General features: G+C 67.1%; 20 protein-coding genes. 8 read left to right on the top strand and 12 right to left on the bottom strand.

All coding sequences use genetic code 11. The annotated features are described in order from the left end of the window. Window positions 1-9: 9 nt before the first annotated feature. From EV650_RS28640 to EV650_RS28625, 4 genes are all read right to left on the bottom strand, one after another. Window positions 10-879 carry a carbohydrate ABC transporter permease gene (locus EV650_RS28640; protein WP_134122066.1) on the bottom strand — a complete coding sequence of 290 codons (870 nt, stop codon included), beginning with the start codon at window positions 877-879 and terminating at the stop codon, window positions 10-12. Continuing rightward, on the bottom strand, window positions 876-1829 hold the full coding sequence (locus EV650_RS28635; RefSeq protein ID WP_134122065.1) for a carbohydrate ABC transporter permease: 954 nt from the start codon (window positions 1827-1829) through the stop codon (window positions 876-878). Before EV650_RS28635 ends, EV650_RS28640 begins: the two co-directional genes overlap by 4 nt. Continuing rightward, window positions 1829-3193 carry an ABC transporter substrate-binding protein gene (locus EV650_RS28630; RefSeq protein WP_134122064.1) on the bottom strand — a complete coding sequence of 455 codons (1365 nt, stop codon included), beginning with the start codon at window positions 3191-3193 and terminating at the stop codon, window positions 1829-1831. Before EV650_RS28630 ends, EV650_RS28635 begins: the two co-directional genes overlap by 1 nt. Before the next feature lie 324 nt (window positions 3194-3517). Beyond that, entirely contained in the window at window positions 3518-4510 is a 993-nt protein-coding gene (locus EV650_RS28625) for a LacI family DNA-binding transcriptional regulator (protein WP_134122063.1), read from the bottom strand. 106 nt (window positions 4511-4616) lie between these two features. Here EV650_RS28625 and EV650_RS28620 point away from each other — a divergent pair, with 106 nt between their 5' ends. Beyond that, window positions 4617-5864, top strand: coding sequence for a DUF4032 domain-containing protein (locus EV650_RS28620; RefSeq protein ID WP_238174592.1), 1248 nt, complete (start codon window positions 4617-4619; stop codon window positions 5862-5864). Window positions 5865-6305: 441 nt separating this feature from the next. Here the strand turns inward: EV650_RS28620 and EV650_RS28615 are convergent, their stop codons facing one another. Together EV650_RS28615 and EV650_RS28610 are read right to left on the bottom strand one after the other, a co-directional pair. Next, entirely contained in the window at window positions 6306-6707 is a 402-nt protein-coding gene (locus EV650_RS28615) for a type II toxin-antitoxin system VapC family toxin (protein WP_134122061.1), read from the bottom strand. Further along, the gene (locus tag EV650_RS28610; protein WP_166678304.1) at window positions 6707-6979 is read right to left on the bottom strand and encodes a type II toxin-antitoxin system Phd/YefM family antitoxin; all 273 of its coding nucleotides are present in this window, start codon (window positions 6977-6979) and stop codon (window positions 6707-6709) included. Before EV650_RS28610 ends, EV650_RS28615 begins: the two co-directional genes overlap by 1 nt. A gap of 118 nt (window positions 6980-7097) precedes the next feature. Between EV650_RS28610 and dgoD the strand changes: the two genes are divergently transcribed. Next, window positions 7098-8243 (top strand): galactonate dehydratase, encoded by a 1146-nt coding sequence (gene dgoD / locus EV650_RS28605; protein WP_134122059.1) that lies wholly within the window; start codon window positions 7098-7100, stop codon window positions 8241-8243. Here the strand turns inward: dgoD and EV650_RS28600 are convergent, their stop codons facing one another. Genes EV650_RS28600 through EV650_RS28590 form a run of 3 tightly spaced genes read right to left on the bottom strand, consistent with a single transcriptional unit; the run spans window position 8244 to window position 10609 of the window. After that, window positions 8244-8696 carry an NUDIX domain-containing protein gene (locus EV650_RS28600; protein WP_202874962.1) on the bottom strand — a complete coding sequence of 151 codons (453 nt, stop codon included), beginning with the start codon at window positions 8694-8696 and terminating at the stop codon, window positions 8244-8246. Next, window positions 8693-9460, bottom strand: coding sequence for an SDR family NAD(P)-dependent oxidoreductase (locus EV650_RS28595; protein ID WP_134122058.1), 768 nt, complete (start codon window positions 9458-9460; stop codon window positions 8693-8695). The genes EV650_RS28600 and EV650_RS28595 overlap by 4 nt, the downstream gene beginning before the upstream one ends. Beyond that, window positions 9461-10609 (bottom strand): acyl-CoA dehydrogenase family protein, encoded by a 1149-nt coding sequence (locus EV650_RS28590; RefSeq protein WP_134122057.1) that lies wholly within the window; start codon window positions 10607-10609, stop codon window positions 9461-9463. Window positions 10610-10696: 87 nt separating this feature from the next. On the opposite strand from EV650_RS28590, the gene EV650_RS28585 reads away from it, so the two are divergent. The 3 genes from EV650_RS28585 (at window position 10697) to EV650_RS28575 (ending at window position 13267) form a co-directional block, all read left to right on the top strand. Beyond that, window positions 10697-11281, top strand: coding sequence for a TetR/AcrR family transcriptional regulator (locus tag EV650_RS28585; protein ID WP_134122056.1), 585 nt, complete (start codon window positions 10697-10699; stop codon window positions 11279-11281). Window positions 11282-11378: 97 nt separating this feature from the next. After that, window positions 11379-12257 carry a S1 family peptidase gene (locus EV650_RS28580; protein ID WP_238174503.1) on the top strand — a complete coding sequence of 293 codons (879 nt, stop codon included), beginning with the start codon at window positions 11379-11381 and terminating at the stop codon, window positions 12255-12257. A 131-nt stretch (window positions 12258-12388) separates the two neighbouring features. After that, window positions 12389-13267 (top strand): S1 family peptidase, encoded by an 879-nt coding sequence (locus EV650_RS28575; protein WP_134122738.1) that lies wholly within the window; start codon window positions 12389-12391, stop codon window positions 13265-13267. 55 nt (window positions 13268-13322) lie between these two features. Here the strand turns inward: EV650_RS28575 and rlmB are convergent, their stop codons facing one another. Next, entirely contained in the window at window positions 13323-14285 is a 963-nt protein-coding gene (gene rlmB, locus EV650_RS28570) for a 23S rRNA (guanosine(2251)-2'-O)-methyltransferase RlmB (protein WP_134122054.1), read from the bottom strand. Window position 14286: 1 nt separating this feature from the next. Then, window positions 14287-15720, bottom strand: a complete 1434-nt coding sequence (cysS, locus tag EV650_RS28565; RefSeq protein WP_134122053.1) for a cysteine--tRNA ligase — start codon at window positions 15718-15720, stop codon at window positions 14287-14289. Window positions 15721-15854: 134 nt separating this feature from the next. On the opposite strand from cysS, the gene EV650_RS28560 reads away from it, so the two are divergent. The 3 genes from EV650_RS28560 to EV650_RS28550 are packed head-to-tail and all read left to right on the top strand — an operon-like array spanning window position 15855 to window position 18645. After that, window positions 15855-16703 carry a lysozyme gene (locus EV650_RS28560; protein ID WP_238174502.1) on the top strand — a complete coding sequence of 283 codons (849 nt, stop codon included), beginning with the start codon at window positions 15855-15857 and terminating at the stop codon, window positions 16701-16703. 31 nt (window positions 16704-16734) lie between these two features. Next, window positions 16735-17292, top strand: a complete 558-nt coding sequence (locus EV650_RS28555; protein WP_134122052.1) for a GNAT family N-acetyltransferase — start codon at window positions 16735-16737, stop codon at window positions 17290-17292. A 60-nt stretch (window positions 17293-17352) separates the two neighbouring features. Continuing rightward, window positions 17353-18645, top strand: a complete 1293-nt coding sequence (locus tag EV650_RS28550) for a C39 family peptidase (protein ID WP_134122051.1) — start codon at window positions 17353-17355, stop codon at window positions 18643-18645. A gap of 70 nt (window positions 18646-18715) precedes the next feature. Here EV650_RS28550 and EV650_RS28545 read toward each other — a convergent pair whose 3' ends face one another. Continuing rightward, window positions 18716-20410, bottom strand: coding sequence for a DUF2207 domain-containing protein (locus EV650_RS28545; RefSeq protein WP_134122050.1), 1695 nt, complete (start codon window positions 20408-20410; stop codon window positions 18716-18718). Window positions 20411-20443 lie beyond the last annotated feature (33 nt).

Here is a 20443-nt window from a genome sequence, read left to right as displayed (position 1 = left end):
CGAATCTCCTTATCCTTTGAGGCTTCCGGCCGTCAGGCCTGCCATGATGCTCCGTTGGAAGATGAAGAACACGAGGATGGTGGGCAGGCTGGCGATCACGAGCGACGCGATCAGCACGTTCTGGGGCATCTGGGCGGACAGCGAGGCGATGCCGACGCTGATCGACATCTTGTCCGTCTCCGGCAGCACCAGCAGCGGCCAGACGAAGTCCTTCCACACCGTCACCACCGACAGGATCGACACCACGCCGATGATCGGCCGCGACACCGGCAGCACGATCGACCAGAGAATCCTGGCCGGCGAAGCCCCGTCGATCTCCGCCGCCTCGAGCAGCTCCCGCGGGATCGAGTCGAAGAACCGCTTGAGCAGGAACACGAAGAACCCGTTCGCTGCCGCCGGCAACCAAATCGCCCACGGTGTGTTCAGCAGATCCGCGTGAAAGATCGGCAGGTCCTTCGCGACCAGGTACGTCGGCAGCAGCAGCACCATCGGCGGGATCATCAAGGTCGCCAGCATCGCGCCCAGCACCAGCTTGCCGAACATCGGTCGCAGCTTCGACAACGCGTACGCCGCACTGACATCGACCGCGAGCGTGAACAGCCACGCGCCACCGGCGTACAACACGGTGTTCTTCAGGAAGACCCCGAGCTGGAGCTGGTCCCAGGCCTCGGCGTACACCTTGAAGTCGAAATGCTTCGGGAAGAAGCTCGGCGGGATCTGCGCGAGCTCGTCCGGGGACTTGAGCGCGCCGGTCACCATCCAGTACAGCGGGAACACGAACGCGCCGGTGAACCCGACCACCGTGACGATCAGGATCGTCCAGTAGATCACCCGGCCGCGCGGGCTGCGGAGCGCGAGCGGCGATACCAAGGTCCTCATCGGGCATCCTCCTCACGCGACACCCGCAGGTAGATCGTGGAGAAGACCAGCAGCACGACCATCAGCATCAGTCCGAGTGCGGAGCCGCCGCCGAAGTCGCCGAAGTTGAACGCGTACTGGTACATCAGGTAGGCGACCGTGACGGTCGCGTTCTCCGGGCCGCCACCAGTCAGCAGGTACGGCTCGATGAAGACCTGCATGGTCGCGACGATCTGCAGGAGCAGCATCACCAGCAGGATCAGCCTGGTCTGCGGGATCGTCACGTGCCGGACCCGCTTGAACAGGCCGGCTCCGTCGAGCTCCGCCGACTCGTAGAGGTCGCCCGGAATGCTTTGCAGGGCAGCGAGATAGATCAGGGTGCCGGTGCCGAGGTTCATCCAGGTTGACACGATCACCAGGCTGATCAGCGCTGTGTTAGTAGAGTCCAGCCAGCCCAGCGGCGGAATATTGACGACGCCGAGCGCCTGGTTGAAGAGCCCGTTTCCGGGGTCGTAGAACCATTTGAACAGCAGTACGGCGACCGCCGGCGGGAGCATCACCGGCAGATAGACAACGAATCGCAGGTACGCCTTGGCGTGCTTCAACTCGTTCAGAACCACGGCCAGCACGAAAGGTACGGCGTACCCGATCACCAACGCCATGCCGCTGAACACCGCCGTGTTCAGCCACGCGGACCGGAACGCCGGATCCGCGATCACCGACTTGAAGTTGTCGAACCCGACCCACACGCCCGGATCCACGAAGTTGTTCTGCTGGAAGCTCAGCACCACTTCCCGGATCATCGGATACCAGGAGAACAACGCGAAACAGATCAAGGCTCCACAGAGAAACCCGTACGCCGTCAGGTTCCGGCCCACTGCTCGCCGCAGTGCGCCATGGTCATCTGGGGGTTGCGACTCCGTCGCCCCCACCACGTGGGGACGACGGATCCGCTCCTCGGTCACCGACATTACGTGTTCTTCGCCAGGATCTTGTTGGCCTTGCTCTCCGCGTCGCTCAGCAGCTTGTTGATGTCGGCATCCTTACGGGTAAGGACGGCGGACATCGCCACGTCCAGCACGGCGTACAGCTCCTGCGCCTTCGGCGGCTCCAGCTTGTTGGTGATGTTGCCCTGGGCATCGACGTACGGCGTGAAGTTGTCCACCGGGACCGTTGCGTACTGCTTGCGCAGGGCAGTGATCTGGGTGCCCGGGGCACTGGTCCCGTACAGGTCCGGGATCGGCAGACCGACCGGACGGCCCTGCGACTTCGCCCGCGCGTAGTCGAACTGACCCTTGCCCGGCGTGAGCTCGTGGAACTCGAGCCACAGCAGGCCGGCCTTGATCTTCTCCGGCGACGCCTTCGGGTTGAACATGTACCCGTCGCCACCGCTCAGCGACGACTTCCCGTCCGATTCCGGTACGGCGGTGACGCCGTAGTCCTCGAACTTGCCCTTGAAGTCGTTGTTGACCGACTGCACCACATCCGGCGCCCCGATCATCATGCCGAGCTTGCCGCCGCCCATCATCCGCATCAGGTCCGCCCACTGGAGCAGCTGCTTGCTGCCCATGGAGTTGTCGTCCCAACGCATCTTCTTCAGGTTCTCCAGGACCGCCTTGCCCTCGTCGCTGTTGAACGCCGCGGTCTTGCCGTCGTCGCTCACCATCGACCCACCGCGGGCGTACAGCTCGGCGGCGAAGTGCCACCCGCCGGTGTTCCCGGCCGAGTACTCACCGAAGCCGACGTACCCCGGACCGAGCGCCGCGATCTTCTTCGCCGCGTCCTGGACCTCGGTCCACGTCTTCGGCGGGTTGGCCGGGTCGAGACCGGCCTGGGTGAAGAGCTTGCGGTTGTAGACCAGGCCCATGTTGTAGTTGTTCCGCGGCAGGCCGTAGGTCTTGTCGCCGTCCTTGAACGTGCTCATCACGTCCTTGCGCAGGTCGTTGACCTCCTTCACGCTGCCGACGTACTGGCTGATGTCGGCGGCCTGCTTCTTCTGGATGATCTTCTGTACGTCGGTGTAGTAGACGTAGAAGAGGTCCTCCTGCGTCCCGCCGGCCAGCTTCGCCTGGAACGTGTCGGGGTTGATGCAGGGGAACGCGTCCTTGCCCTGGACGGTGATGTTCGGGTGCGCTGTGTGGAACGTCGCGACATCCGCCTCCCAGGCCTCGCGCTCCTTCGGGTTGCTCTTCGGCGGCTCGCAGCCGACCGTGATCGTGACCGGCCCGTCGGCGTTCGCGGCCGGCTTGTTCGCGTCCCCCGACCCACAGGACGCGGCCACCAGCCCGAGTCCCGCAACTAGCAGCAGGCTGAGCCCGCGGCGCGTTGTCGTCATGTCCACCCTCTCCCTCGGATCGTGTGGATACCGTAGGGAACTGGACGCATGAGTGCAATACTTCGATCTGAGATTGCAAAAACGTGACTTAACCCTGCCGCAGGGCAGACGACAGCAGCCGCGGACCGGATCGGTCAGCGGCTGCCGGTACTGCGGGGGGCTAGTGTCCCGTCTGCGATGCAGGTCGAGCGATAGCGGTGTTCACTTGCGTGCATCGGGGTGCTTGATCAGTGGCCTCGATGCGGAGCATCGTGGGCGCTGGGCAAGTGCCGCGAGGTGCGTGCCTGGGCGCCGATAGCGCCGAGCTGCATCGCAGCCGGGACACTAAATGCGAGCCCGGGCGGTCGAGGCGCGGACGACGAGCTCGGGTTCGAACAGCAGCTCGTCGGCGGGGACGGAGGCCCGCTCGATCAGGGCGACGAGCATGTCGACGGCGGCGCGGCCCATCGCGTCGATCGGCTGACGGACAGTGGTCAGTGGCGGATCGGTGCAGTTCATCATCGCGGAGTCGTCGTACCCGATCACCGACACGTCGTCGGGGACGCGCAGGCCGGCTCGCCGGACGGCACGGATCGCGCCGAGGGCCAGAATGTCGCTGGCGCAGACGATGCCGGTGACGCCGGAGCTCACCAGCCGGGTCGCGGCCGCATGCCCGCCCTCGAGCGAGAACATCGTGTGCTCGACCAGCTCCGGATCCGCCTCTTCCGCGGCCATGAACGCGTCGAGTTTCCGCCGCGAAGGGATGTGGTCCCGTGGGCCGAGCACCATCCCGATCCGCCGGTGACCGAGGGCTCGCAGGTGCCCGATCGCCATCTCCGCGGCGACGTAGTCGTCCGACGAGACCTGCGGGAACCCGAGGTGGTCGACCGCCGCGTTGACCAGCACGGTCGGCAGCTTCCGCTCCTGGATCAGCTCGTAATGCGCGTGCGGCGCGTCCGCCTGGGCGTAGAACCCGCCGGCGAACACGACCCCGGAAACCTGCTGCTGGAGAAGCAGATCCACGTAGTCGGCCTCGGAGACTCCGCCGACCGTCCGGGTGCAGAGCAAGGAGGTGAAACCTTGCTGCGCGAGCGCCCCGCCGACGACCTCGGCGAACGCGGGGAAGATCGGGTTCTGCAACTCCGGCAGCACCAGACCGACGAGCCGGGCGCGATCTCCACGCAGCTGCGTGGGACGCTCGTACCCGAGCACATCGAGCGCGGTGAGCACGGCCTCGCGGGTCGCCTCGGACACTCCGGGCTTCCCGTTCAGGACGCGGCTGACGGTGGCTTCGCTGACGCCGACCTTCTTGGCCACCTCTGCAAGTCGTCGTGTCATGACGCAAACTCTACGCCTAATCGCGCAAATTCTTGCAACGACTTACGTACCTCTTCGGCTCGCCCCGCCGGGCGCGGGGGTGGCGATGCCTCGCTGAACCCTCAGGATTCCTGACAGACTGGTCGCCGTGCCCCGTTTCGTCGCCACCCGCCCGGACACCGGCCTGCTGTCGCTCCCGTGGGACGTCCCGCTGGAGGACTGGCCCGAGGACCAACTGGTCGCGCTGCCGCGCGGTATCTCGCGGCACGTGGTCCGCTTCGTCCGGGTCAACGGCACCGTGTACGCGATCAAGGAGGTCCTCGAGCACCTGGCGATGCACGAGTACCGCCTGCTCCGCGACCTCGAACGCCTGGAGGCGCCGTCGGTCGAACCGGTCGGCGTGATCACCGACCGCGTGGACCGCAACGGCGAGCCGATCGACTCGATCCTGATCACCCGGCACCTGCAGTTCTCCCTGCCGTACCGTGCGCTGTTCTCCAGCACGCTGCGCCCCGACACGGTCAACCGGCTGATCGACGCACTGGTCGCGCTGATCGTCCGGCTGCACCTGCTCGGCTTCTTCTGGGGCGACTGCTCGCTGTCGAACACCTTGTTCCGACGGGATGCCGGTGCGTTCGCGGCGTACCTGGTGGACGCCGAGACCGGCGAACTGCACCAGGAAATCTCCGACGGGCAGCGCGCGCACGACCTCTACACCGCGGAGATCAACCTGTTCGGCGAACTGTCCGACCTGCAGGAAGGCGGTCTGCTCGACGCCGACATCGATCCGCTGGAGACCATCGAGTCGATCACCGCGCGGTACGAGGCGCTCTGGAAGGAGCTGACCGCACCGGAAGAGTTCTCGAACGACGAGATGCACCGGCTGGACTCGCGGATCCGGCGACTGAACGAGCTCGGGTTCGACGTCGCCGAGATCGACATCATCACCGACTGGGACGGCAGCCAGGTCCGGATCCAGCCGAAGGTCGTCGACGCCGGCCACCACTCCCGCCGGCTGCTCCGGCTGACCGGCCTCGATGTCGAGGAGAATCAGGCCCGCCGGCTGCTCAACGACCTGGACTCGTACGCCGCCGCCACCAACCAGCAGAACGAGGACGAGGAGATCGTCGCCCACCAGTGGCTGACCGAGGTCTTCGAGCCCGTCGTCCGCTCGGTACCGCGCGACCTCAAGCGCAAACTCGAGCCCGCCGAGGTCTTCCACGAAGTCCTCGAACACCGCTGGTTCCTGTCCGAACAGGCCGGTCACGAGATCGACACGATGGAAGCCGCCCGCTCCTACGTGAAGAACGTCCTCAGCTCCAAACCCGACGAAAAACTCGCCCTCCCAACCCCAACCCTCCCGGAACCCGACTAACCCCTGCAACATCCGGCCCCCCGCCAGCGTGAACTAGGTGGGAGGTGCCTGATGGACAGTTTCGAGCGACTTATCGCCGACGGTCTGTTGAAGCACGCCGCGGACGCGCCCTCGGACGACGGTCTGTTGGCTGGTGTCCACGCTCGCCTGCGACGCCGCCGTACCAGCCGCACCATCGGCGCCGTTGTCGTCGCCGCCGCAGTGGTCGCCACTGCGATCGTCGCAACGCACTCCCTGACCTCGGAGCTGCGCACCGACCCGCAGGTCAGCCTGCCAGGACCGCCCGATGCCGGGTGGCGGTGGGAGTCCTACAAGACGGTGCAGGTGCAGGTGCCGGCGACGTGGACGCAGTACCTCTCCGGGCCGGCGCCGTGTACGACGTTCGCCAACTCGACTGTCCCTTCGACCCAGCCCCGCCATCACCCCACCCACTCACTGACCTCAGGACATCCCGGGGCTGACGACGGGCAGCCCGATCGCCTTGGCCGATGCCAGCAGACGCCGGTCATACGTGACGAACGACGTCACGTCATCGCCGAGAATGGCGTCCGCCGTCGCAAGGTGAATCGCGTCGAGAGAACGGATCCGCGGATCCTGATAACCGGCGGCAGTCGCGCGGACCGTCTCGTCGACGTCATAGACGGAGATCTGCGCAAGCACGGACGGAACCTCGGTGAGCCGCGCCGGCTCAGAGCGCCGGAGAGCACGGGGTAACTCGACTTCGACCAGCGCCGACGAGACGAAGATCCGATCGACCTGCTCGTTGAGCCAGCCGACGAGTTCGTCCGACTCCGTCTCCCGGCGGACAAGCTTCACCAGCGCTGCGGTGTCCAGGTAGATCATCAGTAGCGCTCCTCGTCGCGCATCTGCTCAAGGAGCTCGCCCGCCTCGTGATCGGTCCTGATCTCGCCCTTCGGACGCGAGAAAGGTCTGGTCAGCCGAGCGGGCCGGAAACTCCCGGTGGCGAGCAGCCGCGCCGTTGGCGACGGCTTGACCGGAACGAGGCGCGCGATGACAACACCGCGCTCGGTGATCTCGATCTCCTCGCCCTGCTTCACCCGAGCCAGCACCCGGGCCGTTTCCTGATTCAGCGTACGAATCGGTACCTCAGCCATGGATTCAGAGTAGTACATATTTGTCTGACACCGCCTTTCCGTTGATCGGCAGAGAAGTTACAGCTGTTCCGACACCGTCAGTCGGTTGTCCACAGGGGAAGTTGACTAGGGTTGAAACGTGAAAATCGTGGGGTACGAGACGTTCCTGGTGGCGCCGCGGTGGCAGTTCTTGCGGATCGATACCGATGAGGGGATCAGCGGGTGGGGTGAGCCGATCGTCGAGGGGCGGGCCGAGGCGGTCCAGGGTGCGGTGGCGGCGTTGATGGAACAGCTTGTCGGGGCCGATCCGTTGCGGATCGAGGAGCACTGGCAGGTGATGGCCAAGGGTGGGTTCTACCGCGGCGGAGCGGTGCTCTCGAGTGCGCTGGCCGGGATCGACCAGGCCTTGTGGGACATCAAGGGCCGTCACCACGGCGTACCGGTGCATGAGTTGCTCGGTGGGCCGGTGCGGGATCGGGTCCGGATGTACACCTGGGCGCACGGCGTCGACAACGCAGCGCTCGTCGATGACGCGCAGGCGAAGGTCGCCTGCGGGTTCACCGCGGTGAAGATCAACGTCTCCGAGGCGCTCCCGCCGATCCCGGGTGCGGCTGATCTGCGCAGGATGGCGTCTCGCGTCGAGGCACTGCGGACCGCGCTCGGCGACGACGTCGACATTGCGCTCGACTTCCACGGCCGGCTTAGTACGGCGGGCACTCGGCAACTGCTCCCGTTGCTCGAACCGTTGCTGCCGTTGTTCGTCGAGGAGCCTGTCACTCCGGAGTACTCGCGTGACCTGCGGCAGATCACCGAGTCGACCAGCATTCCGATCGCGACCGGCGAACGACTGTTCTCCCGCTGGGACTTCCGGGATGTTCTGACGACGGGGATCGCGGTCGCCCAGCCGGACATCTCGCACGCCGGCGGCATCTCCGAAGTACGCCGGATCGCCGCGATGGCCGAGGCGTACGACGTGGCCGTCGCACCGCACTGCCCGCTCGGCCCGATCACCCTGGCCGCGAGCCTGCAGATCGACTTCGCCATCCCGAACTTCCTGATCCAAGAGCAGAGCCTCGGCATCGAGTACGGCGGCGGCAACGAACTACTCGACTACCTGGTAGACCCCAACGTCTTCGCCTTCACCAACGGCCACGTCGAGCGCCCAACAGGCCCCGGCCTAGGAATCGAAGTCAACGAACCCGCAGTCCGCGCCGCAGCCGCCAACCCCCACCGCTGGCGCTCCCCCATCCTCCGCCACGAGGACGGCTCCTTCGCCGAGTGGTAATCAGTCCAACGCCCTGACCAACCACCGAGAGACCGGAGCATCACCCAGGTCGTCGAGGCTGCTGATCCAGCGCGCCTCGGCGATCTCCGGTGACAGCCGCAGGGCGGCGACGGAGGTGGTGGCGGCGAGGATCGTCAGGGTGTCGTGTTTGCCTTCCAGCGTGGTGACAGTTGTGTCCAGCACGGTGAATGCCTCGGCCGGCAAGGCGATGTCGAGTTCTTCGTGGATCTCGCGAGCGGCTGCCTCCGCCGGCGTTTCCCGGGACGGTTTGTAGCCGCCGCCCGGGAGGGACCAGCGGCGGGTGTCGGCGTACGAGTGGCGGACGACGAGGAAGCGGTCGTCCGGGAGGCGCACGAGGGCCTTCACGCCGAAGGTGGTGGGTTTGCGGATTCGCCACCAGAGTTGGGCGAATGGGGAGGCTGCGCGGAGTAGGTACGCCGGGATGGGGATCAACGGGGTGGCATGCGGAGGGCGCCGTCTAGGCGGATTACCTCGCCGTTGAGGAGTTGGTTGTCGAGGATGTGGCGGACCAGGGCGGCGTACTCGGAGGGTTTGCCTAGGCGGGAGGGGTGGGGGACCTGCTGTTCTAGGACGGTGCGGGTTTCTTCGGGGAGGCCGGCGAGCATGGGGGTTTCCATGGTGCCCGGTGCGATCGTGACGACCCGGATGCCCTTGTCTGCAAGGTCTCTTGCGGCGGTGAGGGTGAGGGCGACGATCCCGCCCTTGCTGGAGGCGTACGCCGCCTGACCGATCTGACCGTCGTAGGCCGCGATCGACGCGGTCATCACCACCACGCCACGATCGCCGTCCTCGGTCGGCTCGGAAGCGATCATCCGCTCGGCCGCCAGCCGGAGCACGTTGAAGGTTCCGATCAGGTTCACCTCGATCACCTGCCGGAACGTTGCCAGCGGCAACGGACCCTTCCGGCCGACGACCCGGCCGGGGGTCGCGATGCCGGCACAGTTCACGACCACCCGCAGCGAGCCCAACGAAGCGGCCGCGTCGAGGGCGGCCGTGACCGCGGCCTCGTCGGTGACGTCGGCCGGCGCGAACACGACCCGGTCGCCCAGCTCGTCCGCGACCGCCTTGCCCGCGGACGACGGCAGGTCGACGATCACGACGCCGAGTCCGTCCGCGGCCAACCGCCGTACCGTCGCCTCTCCGAGCCCGGAACCACCGCCGGTGACCAGCGCGACATCGGACGGGCTGAACTTCATCTACACGCTCCTGAGCAAGTCACGGCTGATCACGAGCCGCTGGATCTGGTTCGTACCTTCGAAGATCTGGGTCACCTTGGCCTCGCGCATGTACCGCTCGGCCGGGAACTCCCGGGTGTAACCGTACCCACCGAGCACCTGGACCGCGTCCGTGGTGACCTTCATCGCCGCGTCCGTGCAGACCAGCTTCGCGATCGCCGCCTCCCGGGTGAACGTCCGCCCGAGGTCACGCCGCCGCGCCGCATGCAGGTACGTCGCCCGCCCGGACTCGACCGCCGCCGCCATGTCGGCCAGCAGGAACCGGATCCCCTGGAAGTCCGCGATCGCCTGCCCGAACTGCTGACGCTCCTTCGCGTACGACGTGGCGACGTCGAGCGCGGCCTGGGCCAGACCGATTGCGCAGGCCGCGATCCCGAGCCGGCCGGAGTCGAGCGCGGACAATGCGATCCGCATGCCGTCGCCCTCGGCGCCGATCAGGTTCGCGGCCGGGATCCGGACGTTGTCGTAGTTGACCAGCGTCGTGGTCGACCCGGTCAGGCCCATCTTCCGCTCCGGCGCACCGAAGCTCAGCCCCTCGACCGTGCCAGGCACGTGGAACGCGGAGATGCCGTGCTTCGGGTCGTCCGAGGTCCGGGCGAAGGTCGTGTAGAAGTCGGCGTGCGAGCCGTGGCTGATCCACGCCTTCGTACCGTTCAGCACGTACGAGTCGCCGTCCCGGACGGCCCTGGTCGTCAGCGAGCTGATGTCGGAACCGGCCTGCGGCTCGGACAGCGCGTACGCGCCGAGCAGTTCGCCGCCGACCATGTCCGGCAGCAGCCGGTCCTTCTGCTCGTCGGTCCCGAAGGTCGCCAGGCCGTAGCTGGTCATCGTGTGCACGGAGATTCCGACACCGACGGACATCCAGGCGGCCGCGATCTCTTCGAGCATCTGCAGGTAGACCTCGTACGGCTGCTCTGCGCCGCCGTACTGCTCCGGGTAGGGCAGGCCGAGCAGGCCGGCCTTGCCGAGGGTCCGGAACGTGTCCCTCGGGAAGGTCTCGCTCTCCTCCGCCTGCGCGGCGTGCGGAGCGAGCTCGTGCTCGCACAGGTCACGGACCAGGGCGAGCAGGTCGATGGATTCATCAGTGGGCAGGAGTCGGTCGACAGCCATCAGGGAACCCCCTCTCAACAACTACCAGAATGATACTAGGAATGATACTGACGCACATAATCCAGTATCGTTCTATGCTGTCTCGATATGACAACAGTCGTTCCGGGGCGGCGGACCCGCCGGCAGTCCGAGCTGCTCGACCGGCTCCTGATCCTGTTCCTCGAGCAGGGGTTCAGCCGATTCACCCTGGACGACCTGGCCGCCGAGCTGCGCTGCAGCAAGACGACCCTGTACGCGCTGGCGCCGAGCAAGGAACAGCTCGCCGTCGAGGTGGTCAAGCACTACTTCAAGAATGCCACCGCCCAGGTGGAGTCCGCGGTCGCCCGGCAGACCCGGCACGACCGGCGAATCGCGGCGTACCTGAACGCCGTCGCGGACGCGCTCCGGCCGGCCAGCCGGACCTTCCTGGACGACGTAGCCACGTTCGCGCCTGCCAGGTCTGTGTACGAGCGGAACACACGGATCGCGGCCGAGCGGGTCCGGACGTTGATCGAGGACGGCATCAACAACAAGATGTTCCGCCAGGTGGACATCGCGTTCGCGGCCGAGATGATCGCGCACACGATGCAGGCGATCCAGCGCGGCGACATCGCCCGCCGGACCGGTCTGAACGACGCCGAGGCGTACCGCGAACTCGCGTCGTTCGTCCTGCACTCCCTCCGGCTGGACTGACCGGCTGGACTGACCGGCTGGACCTCTAAGGTTGGGAACCCGTCCTCTTGCTGCCATCTCGCGCATCAGAGCCGTACGCCCCGGAAGGCTGATGACCATGAAAACTCTGCGACGAACCGCGGCCGTGGTGGCGGCTGCCGCGCTCGCCCTGGCCGCCGCCGTACCGGCCAAGGCGGACCCGGTCAAGCCGCCACGACTTTCCGCCAAAGCGATCACCGAGACGCTGAACGACCAGATCTACACCCCTGGTACGGCGTGGATGACCAAGCCGGACGGCACCGTCGTGGTGTCGTACGACTCCACCGTCACCGGCACCAAACTGACCAAGCTGACCGGTCTGACCAAGCAGCTCGCCTCGAACATCACGCTGGAGAAGCTGCCCGGCAAGCTGCAGAAGTACATCAGCGGCGGCATGGCGACGTTCGGCGGCGAGTACAAGTGCTCCGTCGGCTTCAACGTGCAGCGGCGCGGTAAGTACTACTTCCTCACTGCCGGTCACTGTGGTGTCGCCGCGGCCCGCTGGTACCAGGACCAAAACCACGCCGTCTACACCGGCGCGGTGGTCAACGCCAGCTACCCGTGGAACGACTACTCGCTGGTCGTCTACCGCACCGACATCAAGATGAAGCCGCCGGGCGGCAGCGTGTACCTGTACAACGGGCACTCGCAGGACATCACCACGGCGATGAACCCGGGGCTCAACCAGCTGGTGTACCGCTCCGGTGCGACCAGCGGCCTGCACAGCGGCCGGGTGACCGGACTGAACGCGACCGTGAACTACGGCGACGGACGCGTGGCCGGCCTGATCCGCACCAGCGTGTGCGCCGAGCCGGGCGACTCCGGCGGGCCGCTGTTCTACCGGCAGTGGGCCTTCGGCCTCACCTCCGGTGGCTCCGGTGATTGCACCTCGGGTGGGGTGACCTACTTCCAGCCGGTCGTGGAAGCCCTCAACGTGTACGGCGTCTCGATCTACTAAGCGGAGGTTTCCCCTACTCTCCGGAACCTCTTGAATACTCAGGGAGATACGGGGTAGGACTGGACACGGTTGAAGTCAAGGACGCCCCGCCCCGAAGGCGTCCTCATCGTGAGGAGGCTGAAACCGTGAACATGTCCCATTTCCGCCGTACCACCGCTCTCCTGGCCGCGGCCGGGCTTGCAGCTGCCGGACTTCTGGCAACGCAGGCCTCGGCCGCGCCCATCAATCCCACCACCCTGTCCGCCACCGCGATCACGTCGACCCTGAGCAAGGACGCGACGATCCCGGGTACGGCGTGGGAGACCGACCCGAGCGGCCGGATCATCGTGTCGTACGACAGCACGGTCACCGGCGCGAAGCTGGCCCAGCTGACCGGTGTCACCAAGCAGTTCGGTGACCGGGTCACGCTGCAGAAGATGTCCGGCAAGCTGACCAAGTTCATCGCCGGTGGCGACGCCATCTACGGCGGGCAGTACCGCTGCTCGCTCGGCTTCAACGTGCGCAGCGGCAGCACGTACTACTTCCTGACCGCGGGTCACTGCGGCAACATCGCGTCGAGCTGGTACTCGAACTCCAGCAAGACCACGCTGCTCGGTACGACCTACGGGTCGAGCTTCCCGGGTAACGACTACGCGATCGTGAAGTACAGCGCGTCGTACACGAACCACGCCGGCACGGTGGATCTGTACAACGGCACCTCGCAGGACATTACGTCGGCCGGCAACGCCAGCGTCGGCCAGGCGGTCAAGCGCAGCGGTAGCACCACCGGTGTGCACAGCGGCACGGTCCAGGCAGTGAACGCCACGGTGAACTACGCCGAGGGCACCGTCACCGGCCTGATCAAGACCAACGTCTGCGCCGAGGGTGGCGACTCCGGTGGCGCACTGTTCGCCGGCTCGGTAGCCCTCGGACTCACCTCCGGCGGCTCCGGCAACTGCTCCTCCGGCGGCACCACCTACTTCCAGCCCGTCACCGAAGCCCTCTCCCGCTACGGCGTCAGCGTCTACTGACCCAGACACCAAACAGCGCCCCGGACCGTCGTGGTCCGGGGCGCTGTTCTGTTGTTCAGTTCGCGCGGTGGCGGGCTATTTCGTAGAGGGTGATGCCGGCGGCTATGCCGGCGTTGAGGGATTCGGTGGCGGACGTCATCGGGATGGAGACGATCAGGTCGCAGTTTTCGCGGACCAGGCGGGCCAGGCCTTTGCCTTCGGAGCCGATGACGAGCACGAGCGGCTCGGTGGCGGCGTCGAAGGCGGGCAGGTCGATGGCGCCGTTCATGTCCAGGCCGATCACCATCAGGCCGGCGTCCTTGTAGGACTTGAGTGCGCGGTTGAGGTTGCCCGCGCGAGCGACCGGGATGCGGGCCGCGGCACCGGCCGAGGTCTTCCACGCCGACGCCGACATGGACGCCGTACGACGTTCCGGTACGACGACACCGTGCGCACCGAACGCGGCAGCGGACCGGGTGATCGCGCCCAGGTTGCGTGGGTCCGTCACACCATCGAGCGCGACGATCAACGGCACCTCGTTCGCCGCGTACGCGCGGGTCAGCAGGTCGTCCGGGTGTGCGTACTCGTACGGCGGGATCTGCAACGCGACGCCCTGGTGCGAACCGCCCGCGGTGACCCGGTCGAGCTCCGTCCGCGGCACCTCGAGCACGGAGACACCGGTCTCGACCGCGAGCAGCAGCGCCTCACGCAGCCGGGCGTCCCGTTCGGTGCCTTCGGCAACATGTAGGGCCGCGGCCGGTACGCCGGCCCGGAGCGCCTCGACCACCGGGTTCCGCCCGTACACCCACTCGACCGACGCCTCGGCGTCCTTGCGGACCGGACGCCGGCTGCGCTCGCGTTCCTTGGAGCGTTCGGCCGCCTTGGCCCGCTTGTGCGCGGGGTGCTTGACCCGGTCCTCCGCCTTCGGCGTCGGGCCGCGGCCCTCGAGACCGCGGCGAACCCGGCCACCGGAGCCGGCCGTCGGATTCCCCTTCGGCTTCTTCCGGATGGCGCCCTTACGCTGGCTACTGCCTGGCACGTCAGTTTCCCTCAGTTGTAGTGGACTCCGCGAGCGACCAACGCGGCCCCTGCGGAGTGTCCTCGACGACGACGCCGAGCGCCTTCAGCCGGTCGCGGACAGCGTCCGCCGCGGCATAGTCCTTGCGAGCACGTGCGGCCTGCCGCTGCTCCAGCAGCGCCTTCACCAGCCCGTCGACGACCTCAGTCAGCTCGTCGCCACCCGCGGCCCGCGAGGCCCACGGCTCGGCCAGCGGATCCAGCCCGAGTACTGCGAGCATGCCGCGCACCGAAGAGAGCGCGTCCCGCAGCGCGGCCGAGTCCCCGTCGGCGACCAGCTTGTTCCCGTCGCGCACGGTGTTGTGCAGTACGGCGACCGCGGCCGGCGTACCCAAGTCATCGTCCATCGCGGCGACGAAGTCCGCCGGCAACTCGTCCGACGGCTCGACGCCACCGGTCACCTCGACGGCCCGGGTGACGAACCCGTCGATCCGCTGGAAGCTCTTCGCGGCCTCGTCGAGTGCCTCGAAGGAGAACTCCACCACCGACCGGTAGTGCGACTGGACCAGGTAATAGCGCAGCTCGATCGGGCGGACCCGCGCGACCACGTTGCGCACGACGGCGCTGTTGCCCATCGACTTCGACATCTTCTCGCCGGCCGTGGTGACGAGCGCGTTGTGCATCCAGAACCGGGCGAACTTCTGCCCGACCGCGGTCGACTGGGCCAACTCGTTCTCGTGGTGCGGGAAGCGCAGGTCGAGCCCGCCGCCGTGGATGTCGAACTCCTCGCCGAGGTACTTGCCCGCCATCGCCGAGCACTCGATGTGCCAGCCCGGGCGGCCGCGACCCCACGGCGCCGGCCAGGAGGCGGTCCGCGGCGTGGCGTCGGTCCAGCCCTTCCAGAGCGCGAAGTCGCGCGGGTCCCGCTTGCCGCGCGGGTCCGCGTCCTCGGCGGCTTCCATGTCGTCGATCCGCTGGTGCGACAAGGCGCCGTACTCCGGCCAGGACCGGACGTCGAAGTAGACGTCGCCGGACCCGTCCGGGGCGACGTACGCATAGCCGCGGTCGATCAGCTGCTCGATCATCTCGAGCATCTCCGGGATGTGCCCGGTGGCCCGCGGTTCGTACGTCGGCGGGCGGCAGCCGAGCACGTCGTAGGCCCAGTGCAGCTCGCGCTCGAACTCGTAGGCGTGCGCCCACCACGGGATGCCGCGTTCGGCCGACTTGGCCAGGATCTTGTCCTCGATGTCGGTCACGTTCGCGATCACGGTGACCTGGTAGCCGGAGCGCTCGAGCCAGCGCCGCAGTACGTCGAAGACCACTTCCTTGTAGATGTGCCCGACGTGCGGGGCACCCTGCACCGTCAGCCCACAGTGGTAGATCCCGACCTGGCCCGGATGGACCGGCTCGAAATCCCTCACTGCTGCCGTCGCGGTGTCGTACAAGCGAAGTGTCACCGATCAAGGGTAGCGGGAGGTGACCTCTAGTAAATAACCACCGAACTCACCGAGTTAGGGGTTGCTTCTTGCCGGATTGGGGGAAGACTGTTGTCCGAGCGCTCTGTCCGCCCCTCATCGCTCTGGAGGAAACCGTGAAGTCCGCCCTTTTCACGGGTGCCGCCGTGACTCTTGGCCTGTTCCTGGCCTCGATCGGCCCCGCCCAAGCAAGCCCCGTCAGCCCGGAAGGCACACCGAGCAGCACCGCCTCCCACCAACCCACCCCGCAGGCCCGTCAGCACGGCATCGACAAGGCCGGCGACGCGTACATGGGCTGGACGCAGAACACCACGACCAAAGCAGCGCCGGCCGTGATGGCGCCGGACGCCACCGTCGAAGGCATCGACGTGTCGAGTCACCAGGGCAACGTCAACTGGGCGTCGTACTGGAGTGCCGGCAAGAAGTTCGCCTACGTGAAGGCGACCGAAGGCAACTACTACACAAACCCGTACTTCGCCCAGCAGTACAACGGGTCCTACAACGTCGGGATGATCCGCGGCTCGTACCACTTCGCCACCCCGAACGACTCCAGCGGCGCCAACCAGGCCACCTACTTCCTGGCCCACGGCGGCGGTTGGTCCAAGGACGGCAAGACGCTGCCGGGCGCACTCGACATCGAGTACAACCCGTACGGCGCGACCTGTTATGGGCTGAGCGCGGCGTCGATGGTCGCCTGGATCCGCGACTTCGCCAACACCTACAAGGCGCGGACCGGCCGGGATGTGCCGATCTACACCAACCTGGACTGGTGGAGCACCTGCACCGGTAACAGCACCGCGTTCAACTCCACCAACCCGCTGTGGGTGGCGAAGTACGCCTCCTCGCCGGGGACGCTGCCCGGCGGCTGGCCGTTCCACACCATCTGGCAGTACACCTCGTCGCCGGTCGACTCGAACCGGTTCAACGGCGACATGTCGCGACTGACGGCACTGGCGAACGGCTAAATCTGTTGCGGCGGTCACTTAGTCTCGATCGGTGAGCTCTTCACTGCCGATCGAGACCGACCGCCTGACACTGCGCCGCTACGTCGACACCGACTACGACGACCTGCTGAAACTGCAGTCGAACCCGGACGTCGCCCGTTACCTGCTGTACGACGCGCGCACGCCGGAGCAGGTCAAGGAAGCACTCGTCGGCCGGCTGGCCGATATCCCGATGGACCGTGACGGACAAGCGCTCAGCCTCGCTGTCATCCAACGGGAGACCGGTCAGCACGTCGGTGAGGTCACGCTGTTCATGAACAGCGTCGAGCACCGGACCGGCGAGCTCGGGTACGTGTTCCACCCGGAGTTCACCGGCCGCGGGTTCGCCACCGAGGCAGCGGTCGAGCTGCTGCGGCTCGGGTTCGAGCAGCTCGGCATGCACCGGATCATCGCCCGGCTGGACGCCCGCAACGACGGCTCGGCGAACCTGCTGAAGCGCCTCGGCCTGCGCCAGGAAGCGCATTTCGTCCGGAACGAGTACCTCAAGGGCGAGTGGACCGACGAGCTCGTCTTCGCCCTGCTCAAAGACGAATGGGACAAACGCTCGTAAGTTTTTACCGCGGCACGCGTTCACAGTGACAGCGACTGCCACCGGGACTACCGTCGAGTTATGACCACCGCCCGTTCTGTCACCGCCCTCGTCGTCGGCGCGGTTGTGCTCAGCGCCGGCGTCCTGCCGAGCGAGGCCGTCAAGGTCGCGCCCGCTCGGGAGATCGCCTACCGCACCTGGACGTCGACCGACGACTTCCTCGCCGGCGAGCAGGCCGGCACCACCGTCGCCGACGGCGCCCTCACCTTCGGTACGTCGACCGGCACCACGTCGTACGTCGATCCGTTCGGCGACGGCACCGCCAAGAGCTACGACCAGACCAGCTGGATCTCGCCACACGTCAGCACCGGCTTCGGGCTGACCGAACTGGTCGCGTCCTGGGACGCGACCACCCCGCCCGGGACCTGGGTCGAAGTCTCGATGGCAGGTACGACGAACCTCGGCACCGCCACCAAGTGGTACGTGCTCGGCCGCTGGTCCGGCGGCGACGACACCGCGGCCGGCGACATCCACCGGACCTCCGTGCCCAGCCAGGGCGACGCGAACGGATCCGTTGCCGTCGACACCTTCCAGGCCGCGTCCGGTCAGTGGCTGGACCGCTGGCAGCTCAAGGTCACGCTGTACCGGCTGAGTGGTACGACGCAGTCGCCGGTGGTCCGGTCCGTCGGTGCGATGGCCTCCCGGCTGCCGTCCGACAAAACAGTTGCCGTGAGCCCCCTTGGTGGTGCGGAGGGGATGGTCCTCGACGTACCGACGTACTCGCAGGAGACGCACATCGGCCAGTACCCGCAGTGGGACGGTGGCGGCGAGGCCTGGTGCTCGGCGACGTCGACCTCGATGGTGCTCGACTACTGGGGCGCCGGTCCGACGGCGGACGAGACGGCCTGGGTCGACCCGTCGTACACAGATCCACAGGTGGATCACTCGGCCCGTTCGGTCTTCGACTACTCCTACGACGGGGCGGGCAACTGGCCGTTCAACACGGCGTACGCCGGAAGTCGTGGTGTGGATGCGTTCATCACGCGGCTGCGGTCATTGACCGAGGCGGAGCAGTTCATCAAGGCTGGGATCCCACTGGTCGCCTCGCTGTCGTTCAAGAAGGGCGACCTGCCGGGTGCGGGCTACGGGACCAACGGGCACCTGATGGTGATCGTCGGGTTCGACGAGGCCGGCAACGTGATCGTCAACGACCCGGCGTCACATCTGATCGCCAGCAACGACCAGGTGCGGACGACGTACGACCGGACCGCGTTCGAGAACGCCTGGGTGCCGCACTCGGGTGGACTGGTCTACGTCATCCACCCGGCCGGCGTACCGCTTCCGCCGTCTCCGGCCCCGCAGCACAACTGGTAGGAATCCTTGGACGACAGAGCCCGCCACGCCGGGGCGGCGTGGCGGGCTCTGTTCTGTGTGGGAACAGCGTCTAGCGGGCGAACAGCGCACCCGTCAGGTTGGTGGTGAGGTTGCGGAGCGAGTCCGGCAGGTACTGCAGGTGCCAGCCGCGCGGACCGCGGTACCAGGTGAAGCCCTCGTCCTCTTCGTCCGGCGTGGAGTCAGTGGCGACCAATGCGTCGATCCAGCGCTCTGAGCCGCCCAGCACAACGGCGTACGGCAGTGCGCGCGAGCAGAGCTCGGCGTGCTGGTCGGTCGGCAGCTCGCTGACGTCCATCTCCAGCAGCTCACCGCGGATCGCGGCGACCTGACCGAGGACGCGGCCCGCGGCCGGAGCCTTGGCCGGCATGTAGCGACCGACGATGAGCAGGCCGACACCGACCAGCGTGATGGCGATACCCAGCAGACCCCAGGTCGACAGCAGTGCCAGCAGGACGGTCGCGATCACACCGACCACGGTGGTGGCGATGCCGATCGTTGCCCACAGCGACCGAGTCCGGTCCGGGCGCTCGCTGAACCAGCCGCGCTTGACCACACCGTCGTACAGGGCGTCCTGGACCTGCTCGAGGTTCGCCCGGACCTGACGGCCGAGCTCGGAGACGAGCACCGAGTCGGCGTCGCCGAAGATCGCCCGGATCAGGACGTTCTCGTAGCGCTGCAGCTCTTCCGACGGGGCGTTGGCGACCCGGCGCAGCTCCCAGTCCGGACGCGAGTACTCCGTGCTGTGCTCCTGCTCGATGATCGTCAGGTGACCGCGGACGGCCAGGTCGATGATCGTCGCGGTCACGTCGACCGGGTCGATCCGCTCGTCGATCAGCGTGCCCACCTCGCCGGGCCGCAGGTCGGACGGCGGGGTGAAGTCGATCCGCGTGTCCTGGCCGAGGCTGAACAGCGACGCCGGTACGACGCGTCGCGGGTCGACCTGGTCACGGCCGCGCAGGCGGTACAGCGCGAACAGCGCGATCGCACCGAGCAGCAGCACAGCCAGTGCGGTGATCAGCTGCGCCGCGTCGGTGGAGAAAGCGCGCTTGAAGGTGTGGCGGTACTCGACGATCGAGTTGGCCGCGATCTGGCCGGTCGGGAAGCCGACCGCCATCCGGACCGTGTTGCCCGGCGGCAGGTTGGCCTGCTGGAAGGTCGGTCCGGACGTCTCGCCGATCTGCGCCAGCGTGCACGGGATGTTGCTGTCGATCGGTCCCGCGAAGCAGGACACGTGCGAAACCTCAGGGACGCTGTAGACCACGTTCGCCTGCTGGATCGGGAGGTTGATCCCGGTCAGCGGCGCGAACCGCACCTCGGTCCCGTCCAGGACCTTGGCCACCGCGCCCTTGACCGTGTACGAGAAGTCGAGCTCCGCCGTACCGCTGCTGATGTCCGAGACCGCGATCGACGTGACGTCGCCGTCGGTCTTCACCTCGGTCTTCTTGTCCTGGCCGCCGGCCTTGACCTGCAGGTCGCCGATCTCCTGGACGTGGTCGATGTCGTCGGGCAGGTGGTCCCGGGTGACGATGAACCGGGTGAAGGTCCCGTTCACGTTGCTGAGCTTCCAGGTCTCCGCGACCCGGAGCAGGCCGTCACGTTCGACCCGGACCTGGCTGTCGTAGTTGGTCACCACCGGGTCGGCGGCAGCGCTGGTTCCGGAGCTGCCGGCGGCCGCCGCTGGGACAGCGGACAGGCCGAGCAGGCCGAGGGCACACAGGGAGAGCCCGAGGAGACGTAGACGCATCGCCCAATCACACCGTAGAAAGAGGGTCAGGTT

It is taken from the genome of Kribbella kalugense (assembly GCF_004365875.1).
In the GTDB taxonomy this organism is placed as follows: domain Bacteria; phylum Actinomycetota; class Actinomycetes; order Propionibacteriales; family Kribbellaceae; genus Kribbella; species Kribbella kalugense.
The sequence above is the reverse complement of the archived record's forward strand: the minus strand, read 5'-3'. Positions and strand labels throughout refer to the sequence as shown.